The organism is Peteryoungia wuzhouensis, assembly GCF_003205195.1.
Classification (GTDB): Bacteria; Pseudomonadota; Alphaproteobacteria; order Rhizobiales; family Rhizobiaceae; genus Allorhizobium; species Allorhizobium wuzhouense.
In genome coordinates this window covers 68,014-80,858 of record NZ_QJRY01000006.1, presented here as the reverse complement: position 1 = coordinate 80,858, position 12,845 = coordinate 68,014, and the positions used below count along the sequence as shown (strand labels likewise).

General features: G+C 61.0%; 11 protein-coding genes. 5 read left to right on the top strand and 6 right to left on the bottom strand.

Annotation, left to right across the window (positions count from 1 at the left end):
- Nucleotides 1–7: 7 nt before the first annotated feature.
- From DMY87_RS16220 to DMY87_RS16200, 5 genes are all read left to right on the top strand, one after another.
- A complete protein-coding gene (locus DMY87_RS16220) occupies nucleotides 8–1,507 on the top strand; it encodes an ABC transporter substrate-binding protein (protein WP_110792693.1) in 1,500 nt (499 codons plus the stop codon).
- 82 nt (nucleotides 1,508–1,589) lie between these two features.
- Nucleotides 1,590–2,504 carry an ABC transporter permease gene (locus DMY87_RS16215; protein WP_110792692.1) on the top strand — a complete coding sequence of 305 codons (915 nt, stop codon included), beginning with the start codon at nucleotides 1,590–1,592 and terminating at the stop codon, nucleotides 2,502–2,504.
- 10 nt (nucleotides 2,505–2,514) lie between these two features.
- Nucleotides 2,515–3,432, top strand: coding sequence for an ABC transporter permease (locus DMY87_RS16210; protein WP_110792691.1), 918 nt, complete (start codon nucleotides 2,515–2,517; stop codon nucleotides 3,430–3,432).
- Nucleotides 3,425–5,044, top strand: coding sequence for an ABC transporter ATP-binding protein (locus DMY87_RS16205; RefSeq protein WP_110792690.1), 1,620 nt, complete (start codon nucleotides 3,425–3,427; stop codon nucleotides 5,042–5,044). Before DMY87_RS16210 ends, DMY87_RS16205 begins: the two co-directional genes overlap by 8 nt.
- 26 nt (nucleotides 5,045–5,070) lie before the next feature.
- Nucleotides 5,071–5,961: a dihydrodipicolinate synthase family protein gene (locus DMY87_RS16200; protein ID WP_110792689.1), complete on the top strand. Its 891-nt coding sequence runs from the start codon at nucleotides 5,071–5,073 to the stop codon at nucleotides 5,959–5,961.
- 40 nt (nucleotides 5,962–6,001) lie between these two features.
- Here the strand turns inward: DMY87_RS16200 and DMY87_RS16195 are convergent, their stop codons facing one another.
- The 6 genes from DMY87_RS16195 to DMY87_RS16170 are packed head-to-tail and all read right to left on the bottom strand — an operon-like array spanning nucleotide 6,002 to nucleotide 12,839.
- Nucleotides 6,002–7,495 carry a M81 family metallopeptidase gene (locus DMY87_RS16195; protein ID WP_110792688.1) on the bottom strand — a complete coding sequence of 498 codons (1,494 nt, stop codon included), beginning with the start codon at nucleotides 7,493–7,495 and terminating at the stop codon, nucleotides 6,002–6,004.
- Between the two features lie 21 nt (nucleotides 7,496–7,516).
- Nucleotides 7,517–8,464, bottom strand: a complete 948-nt coding sequence (locus tag DMY87_RS16190; RefSeq protein WP_110792687.1) for an ABC transporter ATP-binding protein — start codon at nucleotides 8,462–8,464, stop codon at nucleotides 7,517–7,519.
- Nucleotides 8,461–9,426 carry an ABC transporter ATP-binding protein gene (locus DMY87_RS16185; RefSeq protein WP_110792686.1) on the bottom strand — a complete coding sequence of 322 codons (966 nt, stop codon included), beginning with the start codon at nucleotides 9,424–9,426 and terminating at the stop codon, nucleotides 8,461–8,463. The genes DMY87_RS16190 and DMY87_RS16185 overlap by 4 nt, the downstream gene beginning before the upstream one ends.
- Complete coding sequence (locus DMY87_RS16180; protein ID WP_245408945.1) at nucleotides 9,423–10,304, bottom strand: ABC transporter permease; 882 nt, start codon at nucleotides 10,302–10,304, stop codon at nucleotides 9,423–9,425. Before DMY87_RS16180 ends, DMY87_RS16185 begins: the two co-directional genes overlap by 4 nt.
- Nucleotides 10,301–11,227, bottom strand: coding sequence for an ABC transporter permease (locus DMY87_RS16175; RefSeq protein ID WP_110792685.1), 927 nt, complete (start codon nucleotides 11,225–11,227; stop codon nucleotides 10,301–10,303). Before DMY87_RS16175 ends, DMY87_RS16180 begins: the two co-directional genes overlap by 4 nt.
- 28 nt (nucleotides 11,228–11,255) lie before the next feature.
- Complete coding sequence (locus DMY87_RS16170) at nucleotides 11,256–12,839, bottom strand: ABC transporter substrate-binding protein (RefSeq protein ID WP_110792684.1); 1,584 nt, start codon at nucleotides 12,837–12,839, stop codon at nucleotides 11,256–11,258.
- Between the last annotated feature and the right edge of the window lie 6 nt (nucleotides 12,840–12,845).

Here is a 12,845-nt window from a genome sequence, read left to right as displayed (position 1 = left end):
AATGGAAATGAGAAAGACTGCTTTGCTGTGTGCCTTGGTCATGGGCACGTCCCTTTCGCCTGTTTATGCCGGGTCCGGCCCGATCAAGGTCGTGCTCGCCGAAGAGGCCGATCTGCTCGAGCCCTGCATGGCGACGCGCTCGAACATCGGCCGCATCATCATGGAAAATGTCAGCGAAACGCTGACCGAACTCGATGTGCGTGGCGGCACCGGCGTTCAGCCGCGCCTTGCCGAGAAGTGGGAGCAGAATTCAGACGGCAGCTGGCGCTTCCATCTGCGCCAAGGCGTCAAGTTCTCCGACGGCACCGGTTTCGATGCGAAGGATGTGAAGCACAGCTTCGACCGCATCATGAGCGACAAGAACACCTGCGAGTCCCGTCGCTATTTCGGCGGCATGACCGTCACGCCGACCGTCGTCGACGACTATACCATCGACTTCAAGGCTGATCCGGTCCAGCCGATCCTGCCGCTGCTGCTCACGCTCGTGACCATCGTGCCTGAGGAAACGCCGCTTGAATTCGTTCGCGAACCTGTGGGCACCGGCCCGTACAAGCTTTCCAACTGGACACCCGGCCAGCAGATCGTTCTGACCAGCCGCGACGACTATTGGGGCGCGAAGCCCGAGGTGACCGAGGCAACTTACCTGTTCCGTGCTGATCCGGCTGTTCGCGCCGCCATGGTTCAGGCCGGTGAAGCCGATCTTTCGCCGTCGATCTCTCAGGTCGAGGCGACCAATCCGGCAACCGATTTCTCCTATCTCGATAGCGAAACCGTCTATCTGCGCATCGATCACAACATCGAACCGCTGAACGATGTCCGCATCCGTCGGGCCTTGAACCTTGCTATCGATCGCCAGGCCTTCCTCGGTACACTGCTGCCGGAGAGCGCTCTGCTGGCAACCGCCATCGTGCCCCCGCCGACACTCGGCTGGAACAAGGACGTCAAGGTTCCGGCCTATGATCCCGAAGCGGCCAAGAAGCTGATCGAAGAGGCGAAAGCTGATGGCGTGAAGGTTGATACGCCAATCACCATCATCGCCCGCTCCGCCAACTTCCCGAACGTCACCGAGATCATGGAAGCGATCCAGCAGCAGCTTCAGGAAGTCGGTCTGAAGGTCGAGCTGAAGTTCGTCGAAGTCGCCGAGCACGAGCAGTATTACTCGAAGCCTTTCGCTGAAGGCCGTGGTCCGCAGCTGGTTGCAGCCATGCATGACAACTCGAAGGGTGATCCGTCCTTCTCGATGTTCTTCAAGTATGCGACTGAAGGTACCCAGTCGGGCTTCTCCGATCCCAAGGTCGACGACCTGATCAAGCGTGCGTCGGCTGCCGTCGGTGACGAGCGTGCGAAGCTCTGGTCGGAACTGATCGCCTATCTGCATGACGATGTGGTTGCCGATGTGCTTCTCTTCCATATGGTCGGCTTCTCGCGTGTCTCCGAGCGCCTGGACTTCAAGCCAACGATGGCGACGAATTCCATGCTCCAGCTCTCCGAGATCAAGATCAAGTAATCGTCGGGCGGCAGCCGCCGCCCGTCCCAAGGCAAGTCATGCGGCGGGATGATCCCGCCGCATCGTTTTCTTCGAGGACGCCATGCTGAGCTTCATCCGAAAACGCGCCGTGGCCAGTCTGATCTCGCTGATCGGTCTGGTGGTCATGGTCTTCTTCCTCTCTCGCCTGACCGGTGATCCGGCAGCGCTCTTCCTGCCGGTCGAGGCATCGGAAGAGATGAAGAACCAGTTCCGGGAACTGCATGGCCTGAACGATCCGCTGCTGGTGCAGTTCGGCCGCTATGTCGGCGACGTCGTGACCGGCGATCTCGGCGAGTCCCTGCGCAAGGCACGACCGGCGCTCGACGTGGTGCTTGAGGCCTTCGTCTGGACGCTGTGGCTTGCCGTCATCACCATGAGCCTCGTCACCGCAGCCGCCATCGTTGTCGGCTCGCTCGCCGCGTTTCGGGCCGGTGGTTTCTTTGATCGCTTCTCGTCGATCGTCTCGCTGGTCGGTGCTTCCGTTCCGGATTTCTGGCTGGCGATCGTCGCGATCGTCATCTTTGCGGTGAACCTCTCCTGGCTGCCCACCTCGGGGACTGGGTCGATCTGGCACTGGATCCTGCCGATCGGCGTGCTCTTCGTCCGGCCTTTCGGCATCATCGTGCAGGTGGTGCGGGGTTCGATGATCTCGGCGCTCTCATCCGCTTACGTGAAAACCGCGCGTGCCAAGGGCGTGAAATCGACCCCAATCATCTTCGTCCATGCACTGCGCAATGCCATGCTGCCCGTCATCACCGTCATCGGCGACCAGGCGGCCAGCCTGCTCAATGGCGCCGTCATCATCGAAACCATCTTCGGCTTTCCGGGCGTCGGCAAGCTGATGATCGATTCCATCCTGCAGCGCGACTTCAACGTGGTGCTGGCTGCAATCCTCGTCACGGCACTCGCCATCTTTCTCATGAACCTGCTGATCGATCTCGCTTACGCGCTTCTTGATCCGCGTATCAGGAACTGAGGAGAAGACGATGTCCCTCGACGCCACCGCCGTCATTGACGAGCCTCCCTTCTTCAAGCGCATGGGCCGCATGCTGCTCGCCGACAAGTTTGCGCTCTGTGCTGCGATCTTTCTGCTGATCATTGTGCTCATGGCGATCATTGGCCCGAGCTGGCTTGGTGATCTCGCGACGAAGCAGAACCTGCGCGGCCGCAACGCAGCACCCTTCGATTTCGACAAGGCCTGGGTCTGGTGGATGGGCGCCGACGCGCTTGGCCGACCGCTGCTGGCACGTATCATCGTGGCCACGCAGAACACGATCATGGTCGCGGCCGGTGCCGTGTTGATTTCGGCGGTGACCGGAACGGTTCTCGGCCTGATCGCCGGCTTTTCCTCGCCACGGGTCAGCCAGATCATCATGCGGCTTGCCGACGTGATCATGTCCTTCCCGTCGCTGCTGATTGCGGTCATCGTGCTCTACATTCTGGGCTCGTCCATCCTCAACCTGATGATGGTGCTCGCCATCACCCGCATCCCCGTCTATCTGCGCACCACGCGGGCCGAGGTGCTGGAGATCCGCGAGCGCATGTTCGTGCAGGCGGCGCGCGTCATGGGCGCGTCCAGCAAGCGCATCGTCTTCCGGCATATCCTGCCGGTGGTGCTTCCAACGCTCACCACGCTCGCCACCCTCGACTTCGCCTATGTGATGTTGGCGGAAAGCGCGCTTTCTTTCCTCGGCATCGGCATTCAGCCGCCGGAGATCACCTGGGGCCTGATGATTAGCCAGGGGCGGCAATACCTCACCAATGCCTGGTGGCTGTCCTTCTGGCCTGGGCTCGCGATCATCCTCACGACGATGTCGCTGAACCTTCTGTCCAATTGGCTGCGGATTGCGCTCGATCCGGTGCAGCGCTGGCGTCTGGAAATGAAAGGGGCCAAGAATGGCTGACCACCTTCTCGAAGTCCGCAACCTCTCCGTCGAATTCCATACAGCCGTCGGCGTGGTCAAGGCCGTGCGCGACATGTCCTATCATCTCGATCGCGGCGAGACGCTGGCGATCCTCGGGGAAAGCGGTTCTGGCAAATCGGTCTCGTCTTCAGCGATCATGAACCTGATCGACATGCCGCCGGGGCGCATCAGCTCAGGAGAAATCCTGCTGGACGGCGTCGATCTCCTGAAGATGCCACTGGCGGCACGGCGCGAGATCAACGGCCGTAAGATTGCGATGATCTTCCAGGATCCGCTCAGCCACCTCAATCCGGTCTATACCGTCGGCTGGCAGATCCGCGAGGCGCTGACGACCCATGGTACGGATAGTGCCAAGGCGCAGGCCGAGGCGCTTCGGCTTCTCGGACGTGTCGGCATTCCCGACCCTGATAATGCCCTCGACAAATATCCGCACGAGTTTTCCGGTGGCCAGCGTCAGCGCGTGATGATCGCGATGGCACTCGCGCTTCGACCCGATCTTCTGATCGCGGATGAGCCGACCACCGCGCTCGATGTCACCGTGCAGGCCGAAGTGCTAGCGCTTCTCAAGGAGTTGCAGCGCGAAACCGGCATGGCCGTTCTCATCATCACGCACGATCTCGGCGTCGTGGCCGAGATCGCGGACCGTGTCGTGGTGATGGAGAAAGGCGTTCTGGTCGAGGCCGGCACGGTGCGCGAGGTCTACAAGAACCCGCGGCATCCTTATACCAAGAAGCTGATCGCGGCAGCGCCGGGCAAAGGCGAAATGCACGAACCGCTGAAGGGGGCGGAACCTGTCCTCTCCGTTCGGGACGTGCGCAAGACTTACGGTGCCTTCGCCGCGCTGAAGGGCGTGTCCTTCGATCTGCTGGCGGGCGAGACGCTGGCCGTCGTCGGCGAAAGCGGTTCGGGCAAGTCAACGCTCGCCCGCATTCTTCTGCGACTCGATGAGCCGGATTCCGGCTCTGCACACTGGAAGGGCCGCGACCTTTTCACCCTGTCGCCCGCCGAACTCTACAAGCTGCGCCGCGATCTGCAGATGGTGTTCCAGGATCCGACGCAGTCGCTCAACCCGCGCATGACGGTCTACCAGCTGATCTCGGAAGCCTGGATCATCCATCCCGACATTTTGCCGAAAGCGAAGTGGCGGGAGCGGGTCGCTGAACTGCTGACCCAGGTCGGGCTCGGCCCGGAGCATATGGGCCGTTATCCGCACCAGTTTTCCGGTGGCCAGCGCCAGCGCATCGCCATTGCCCGGGCGCTGGCGCTCGAACCGCAGCTAATCATCTGCGACGAGGCGGTGTCGGCCCTCGACGTGTCGGTCCAGGCGCAGGTCATCGCGCTCCTCGACAGGCTGCGCCGCGACATGGGCATCGCCTTCATCTTCATCGCGCATGACCTGCCCGTGGTGCGCGACTTTGCCGACCATGTGATGGTCATGCAGAAGGGCGAAGTCGTCGAGCTGGGAACCGTGCGCGAGATCTTCGAGACACCGCAAAAACCCTATACCCAGGCGCTGCTTGCCGCCGGGCTTGATCCCGATCCCGACGTTCAGGCGCAAAATCGCGCTGCCCGTCTCAGCCGCGCCTCGTAAGTCAGACCATTCCGGAGAACACCACCATGTCGAAAAAGGCCTTCGTCGCGCTCGTCACCTGCTTCAACGAGGACGAGACGATCAATTACGAAGCCACGCGCGCGCAGGTCCGCCGTCAGGTGGCCGCCGGCAACAACATCATGTGCGCCGGCACCAATGGGGATTTCACCGCGCTCACCTTCGAGGAGAAAGTGAGGCTCGCGGAAGCTGTGGTCGACGAGGTCGGCGGCAAGGTCGACGTCATCGTCAATGCTGGCATGCCGGCCACTTTCGAGACGATCAAGCTTGCGAAGGAATTCGACCGGATCGGCGTGACGGCCATCGCCGTCATCACGCCCTTCTTCATCGCCTGCACGCAGGACGGTCTCATCCGCCATTTCTCGACGGTTGCCGATGCCGTGAACACTCCAATCTATCTCTACGATATCCCGGCCCGCACGCAGAACCACATCGAGCCGGAGACGGCCCGCAAACTCGCCGCCCATGGCAATATTGCCGGGATCAAGGATTCGGGCGGCGCGAAGGAAACGCTGGAAGCCTATCTCGCCGTCTCCCGCGACATACCGGGTTTCGACGTCTATTCCGGTCCAGATCACCTGGTGCTCTGGGCGCTACAGAACGGTGCTGCCGGCTGCATTTCCGGTCTCGGCAATGCGCTACCGGAGGTGCTGGCTGGAATTTTGAAAGGCTACAACACCGGCGACATCGCGGAAGCCGAGAGGCAGCAAGCGGTTTTCACAGCCTTCCGCACCGATCTCTATGCGCTCGGCTTTGCCCCTGCCATGGTCAAGCGGGCGCTCTTTTTGCAAGATGCCTCGGTCGGTGCCAGCCGTCAGCCGGCTCTGCTTCCCGATCCAGAGCAGGATGCGAAGATCGCGGAAATCCTGCGTCGTTTCGGTATGACCGCGAACGCCTGAAGTGCGCCTGCGGTATCAGTCGGCTCGCTGAAGAATTTGCTTACTTGTCCAGGGGCCAAATTGGTCGTCGAACGCGGACATAGGGGCGAAGTTCTGCCCGCGGTGTCGCAAGTGCTCCGCTGTCGCAGACAATCACCTTTGCCGCGAGAGGCTCGAAAGCAGCGCGGAAGTGCTGCATCGACTTGACCACCAGGAAGCGAAGGCATGTCGGCTCGATGCCGAAAGCGCGGACCTGTTGCAAATCAAGCATCTGCCCCGGAATGCTCACCACGAGAATGTCGATGCCGGCGACCCTGAATACGGCTGTGGGTCCAAAGCTGTGTGTGATCCCACCCAGGATGGGCCCGTCACCAGTGTAGGAACCATCGGACAGACACATGATCTGGCCGGTCAGCGTCAGCGGCCCGCCCCCGAAGGTCGGGTCGACCTTGCCGCCCAGTTCCAGAGTGACGGTATCGCCCGCGCGATGGCGATGCAGAAGCGCTGCCGCCTCCGGATCAATGATCGGAGCAAAGGCGCCCTGTGTTGCACCTGCCGCCAGCAATGCCTGAAGCAGGGCCGTGGCGTCCCCATAGGCCCCTGCCCCGGGATTGTCAGCGTAGTCGGCGATGACCAGAGGGCGACCCGACAACTCAAAGTCTTTGGCGATGCCTGCCGCGTCCGCCGGGGACAGAAAGTCATTGGCAACCTGCTCACGCTGCTCCCAAATCGTCGCTGCCAGACCATCGGCGATGACCTGAGCCCGTGTTTGTGATCCGGCTGTGGCTTCATCATAGGTCACCAGCACGGTTGCCCCGGCCTCCTCGATGTCTGCCTCGGAAAATCCGGCATTGATCGATACCGCGAGGATTCCAGGCTCCTGCTCGTGCAATCGAGCACGGTCGTAAAGAGCCTTGGTTTCCGTCACGTCCGTGCGCCCAGCATTCGCTTCGTCGAGCATCGGGATATGAACGCGCAGCGTTCGTGGGTGAATGGTACCGGCCAGGACCCTGTGCAGCAGTCGCCCGGCCTGGCAACCGATCTCGCGCATGTCGATATGGGGATAGGTCTTGTAGGAGACGAAGATCTGCGCCTGGCTGACCATCAGCGGTGTCGCCATCGCATGCAGATCGAGCGTGACCGCGATGGGCAGGTCCGGTCCAACGATCGCTCGAATCCGGCTGAGCAGTTCGCCTTCACCATCCTCGCAAAAATCCGGGACCATCGAACCATGCAGGGCAAGCAATATGCCGTCCAGATCCTCGCCTTCCTCGCGGGCCGCATCGCAGATCAGCCCGGCAATATGATCAAACGCCTCTCGCGACACGCGTGCGCCCGGTGTGGCATGGGCCGACACCACGTGCCTTGTACTCCAGCCTGCCTCGCGTCCTGCATCGAGGAAGCCCGCAATCTCTGCATTGACGTCGCCGAATCTCTCGATTGCAGCTTGGCCCAGGTCGAGCGTTTCGCGTCGAAAGGCATCGAGATCAGTCTTACCCTTCTTGAAGGTATTGCTTTCATGGACGAATTCGGCAGTCAGGACGCGAAAAGACATGAGGATATCCAGCTTCAACAGTCAAAGGGGGTGCAGGCAGGCGAAGGCATGACCATCGTGGCGCTCAAGACGAGGCACCTCGCTGCGACAGTCGCTGCTTGCGCGGCTGCACCGTGCTGCAAAGGCACAACCTTTGGGCAGACTGAACGGAGAGGGTATTTCGCCGGAGAGGGGTGCGATCGTCCTGCGGAGGCTCGGATCGGGCGCGAAGCTCGAATCCATCAGTGCTCGGGTATAGGGGTGACGCGGTGGCGTGCGGGGAGACGGGAGCACTTCGACCACGGAACCGAGATACATGACGACGATCCGGTCGCAGAAGTAGCGAACCAGGCTGAGGTCATGGGAAATGAAGAGATAGGTGAGACCGAAGCGATCGCGCAGCGTTGCCAGAAGTTCGATGATCTGCGCCTGAACCGACACATCGAGGGAGGCCGTCGGCTCGTCCAGGATGACGAGAGCAGGCTTGAGCGCAAGGGCCCGAGCTATGCCCACCCGCTGGCGCTGGCCACCGGACAACTGGTGCGGATAACGTTGGGCGGTGGAAGCCGGAAGCCTGACACTGTCTAGCATCGCGCCAATCTCGTCAGGCGAGACCTGGCGAGACTGAACCGCGAACGGCTCCTCCAGGCTCCTGGCAATGGTGAACCGCGGGTCCAGCGATGAATAGGGATCCTGGAAGACCATCGCCATGCGTCGTCTGATCGCCTGAAGGTCGCGCCGATCCAGGTTGCCGAGGCTGACGCCATCAAGCGTCACGTCTCCTTCGCTCGGCTCGATCAACCGCATGATCAGTCGGGCCAGGGTCGACTTTCCACAACCCGATTCACCGACAACGCCGACCACTTCACCGCGTGACAGAGAGAGATCCACGTTTCGCACGGCTGTCATTTCGCGCGGTCGGGTGAACCAACCGCCGGCCGTTGCAAAGCGCTTTGTCAGCCCCTGTATCGACAGCAACGGATCTGTCATGCGGGTTTTCCTTCTACCAGAAAACAGGCGGCCGCTCCGCTGGGGGAAAGAGGGCGAAGGAGAGGTTGCCTCGTCCGGCACGTTTCAAGGACCCGGTCACAGCGCGGATGAAACCGGCACCCGGATGGAAAGTGAGCGGCGCCCGGAACGGTCCCGGGAATTCCGCGCAGTCCGCCGGCTTCCATTCCATCCCGCGGAATGCAGCCGATCAGTGCCTTGGTGTATGGATGGGCCGGCCTTTCAAAAAGTGATCCGACCGGCTGCTCTTCCGCAAGCCGGCCAGCATAGAGGACGGCCACGCGGTCGCATGCCTGGGCAACGACGCCCATATCGTGGGTTATCAGGAGCAGAGCGAGACCACGCTCCCGCACGAGGCCGGTCAGGATCTGGATAATCTGCGCCTGAACGGTTACGTCCAACGCTGTCGTGGGTTCATCCGCAACGATGAGGTCGGGATCTCCGGCGAGCGCCATGGCGATCACAATACGCTGCTTCATGCCGCCAGAGAGTTGATGAGGATAAGCTTCGGCAACCGCGCTTGCCTCGGGAATACGCAACTGCGCCAACAGGTCGAGGGTACGGGAACGGGCCTCCTTGCGGGAAAGACCCAAGTGGAGCCGCGAGACTATATCCACCTGTTCGCCGATCCGCTGGACCGGATCGAGCGCCGTCATGGGGTTTTGCATGACAAATCCAATTCGTCGGCCACGCAGCTTACGCAGGCCGGTTTCCCCCAGCCTCGCCATGTCCGTGCCATCGAACATGACGCGACCGCCGGTGATGCGTCCGCCGATCAAAGGCAAAAGGCCGGTTATGGTCAGCGCGGTGAGCGATTTTCCCGATCCGCTTTCACCGACGAGACCCAGGATTTGTCCCCGCTCGACGGAAAAACTCACCTCATCCAGCAAGGCGGTATTTCCGATGCTGACAGACAGGCCTTGCACGTCGAGAAGCGCGCTCATGGCTGGCTCCGGCGCGGGTCGCGAATATCCAGGGCGGCAATCAACGCGTCCCCGAAGAGATTGATGGCGATGACCGTCGACCCGACGGCGAGACCGGGAAAGATGATGATCCAGGGGGCCTTGAACAACAGTGCCGAGCCTGAAGACATCATCGATCCCCAGCTTGGCATGGGTGGTTGAGCGCCAAGGCCAAAGAAACCGAGGGTGGCTTCCAGAATGATCGCATCGCCGGTCGCCAACATGGCACTGACCAGCACAGGTGCGAGCGCGTTGGGGATCAGGTGACGGAAAAGCAGATGGCCGTGACCAGCGCCGAGACTTCGGGCCGCCTCGATATAGGTCTCGCCTTTCAGGGTCATGATCTGCGCACGCGCGAGCCTGGCGAATTGCGCGAGATAGGCAACCGCAATTGCGGCCATGGTGCCGCTGACACCCGGGCCTATGATTGCCACGAGGATAAGCGCGATCAGGATTTCAGGAAAAGACCAGGTGAGATCCACCATGGCAGTCACAATGCGATCGAAGACACCGCCGAAATAGCCGGCCGCCGCCCCTATCGTCAAACCGGCGGTGACCGATATCAGGATCGAAATGCTGCTGACGGCCAATGACGTGCGCGCGCCCTGAAGGAGCCGCGTCAACAGGTCCCGACCGAACTCGTCTGTCCCTAGGAAATGCCCGGCTGAAGGTGGACCAAATGCCTCCTTCAGCACTTGCGCATCATAGGCATAGGGGCTGAGGATCGGGCCGAATATGGCTCCGAGCACGACGAGTATCAACCAAGCACCTGCCAGAGCGCCGGATGGCCGGGAGAAGCTACGCCGCATCGGGCCGAGAACGGAGTGCCGCAGACCCTCAAATGTAATCCGGGCTGTCATGCCACAGCTCCCCTGACGCGCGGATCCATCGCCGCCTGCAGCAGATCGCCGAGCAGGGTTCCAAGCATGACCGCCATGGACAGCATCAACAGGCTCGCCTGTACCACGGGATAGTCGTGCTGGCTCAATGCCTTGATCAACAGGGTTCCCAATCCCGGTCGCGCAAAGACGACTTCAACAGTAACCGCACCGCCCAATATCCATCCGATCCGGAGCGCCAGAATGGTCACGACGGGGATCAGGGCATGCCGCAGGACATATCTGAGCTGAATTTCAAGGGGTGACAGGCCCTTTGCGTGCAAGAGAAGGACAAAGTCTCGCGATGCTATGTCGATCATCGAAATCCTCGTGATCCGCGCGACAAGCGCCGTACCACCAAAGCCGATTGTCAGCACCGGCAGGACGAGGGATGACCAAGTGCGTGCACCCGACACCGGGAACCAGCCCAATCCGACGGAGAAGGCGAGGATCAGCAGCAGACCAAGCCAGAAGCTCGGCAGCATCGACCCGAAGAGAACGCCGCCCATGACGAGACGATCGAGCCATCCGTCCTTTTGCAGGGCGGCGACAACGCCGAATGCAATCCCAAGAAGGGACGAGAAGGCAAGTGCCACGCCGCCGAGAAGCAATGAATGGGGAAGGGCCTGGGCGATGAGATCGGCGACCGGTCGACGCGCCACAATCGCGGTTCCCAGATCCCCCGTCAAAAGTTTGGCGAGCCACATCGCATACTGCACAGGCAGCGGCCGATCCAGGCCGTAACGGGTCATCATTTCGGCCCGCTGTTCCGGTGGGGCGCCGACCTTCAGCAGATTGTCGATCGGATCCCCCGGGATGAAATGAAGGATCAGGAATATGACGACGGACACCGCAAGGAACACGGGAACGAGCATCAGCACGCGTCGAAGCGCATAAGCCAGCATGTTTACGTATCCCCCGCGGTCCTGTCCCTTACTCCTTGACTTCCATGTCCATGATCACGGTCGCGCCGACAGTCGGAGAGTGAATCTCTGCCGGCAGAACCAGTCTGTCCTTGTTGTAGGCGACGGAATTCACCGGCTGGTAGATCGGCGCCATCGGGTACTGCGAAAGGACATATTCGTGGTAGGCGGTGAAGTTCTTCACCCGTTCCGCCATGTTCTTCGAACCGCTCATCGCGCGCTTCCTGAGCTCCTCTGCCTTCGGGTCGTTGAACATGGAGATGTTCGGATAGCCGAGGCGGTCGCCGCCGAAGAACCAGTCGACGATATCAGCATTGTCCCAGTTGTAGGACCGGACTGCGAGCTGCTGATTGCCGCTCTTGTACTGGTCACGGATTGCCGAGCTGTCGAAGGTGGTGATTTCGCTGTCGATGCCGACAGCCTTGAGCTCGGCCTGGACGACTTCGGTCAGGCGGCGGAAGCTGGAATCGCTCTGGGTCCACAGTGACACGCGAAGCGGCTTGCCGTCCTTCTCGCGGACCCCGTCTGCGCCCATCTTCCAGCCTGCTTCGTCCAGCAGGGCCTTGGAGCGATCCGGGTCATAGGAGATCTGGTACTTCGGATCGACCTTGGATTCCGGCAGGGCAGAGATCAGGAAGGTATTGGCCACTTCGCCAACGCCTCCATAGACGGAGTCCAGAATTTCCTTCTGGTTGATGGCCTTGGCTGCGGCTTCCCTGACCCGGATGTCGGTGAAAGGTTCCTTGGTCACATTGATCGGCATGTAGGCCACGTCCTGGCCCGCCAAGGTCACCACTTCCAGATTGCTCTCGCTCTTGAGTTCGCCGAGGAAGTCGGTGGGTACGCTGAGCAGCATGTCGACGCCACCGGACTTCAGCTCAAGGAAGGCTGTCGAATCTTCGGCGATTTCACGCAGGGTGATCTTGGCAATCTTGGCCTTGCCCCGGTTCTTGGCGAGCGACGATGCCCAGGCATAGTCCTCGTTACGCACGAGCACGGTTTCCTGTCCGATCGTAAAGCTCTCAAGCTTGAACGGACCGGTGCCATAGACCTCGGTCACGCCATAGTTGTCGCCCAGCGCTTCAAAGGACTTGGGCTCGATGACGGAGAGATAACTCGAGGAGAAATTATAGAGCAGGTTCGGCTCCGGCCGGGACATCACGAACTTGACGGTCGCATCGTCGATCACCTCGACGGTCTGGATCGCCTCTGTCATGTAGGCGTTTTCAGAGGCCTTGAAGAGCTCAAGCCACTTTGCGACAGTTTGTGCATTGAAGGGCTCGCCGTTGTGGAACGTGACGCCCTTCTTGAGATGGAAGATCCAGGACATGCCATCGGAAGCCTCCTCCCAGCTTTCTGCGAGCCAGGGATGGAAGGACAGATCTGCATCTTGCGCCACAAGACGGTCAAAGATCAGCGTGCTGCCGATGCTGAGGTTAGCGGCCTTGATCGGATTGTAGGTTGGCGAGCCAACCTCGTTGGAGGCCATGACAAAAACCGCCTCCTGGGCCAATGAAGGGCCCGCGGCGACCACGAGTGCCGCCAGGCTGACACCTGCGGCGATGATGGATTTGCGAATGTTCAGACGTGTCATTTCGGT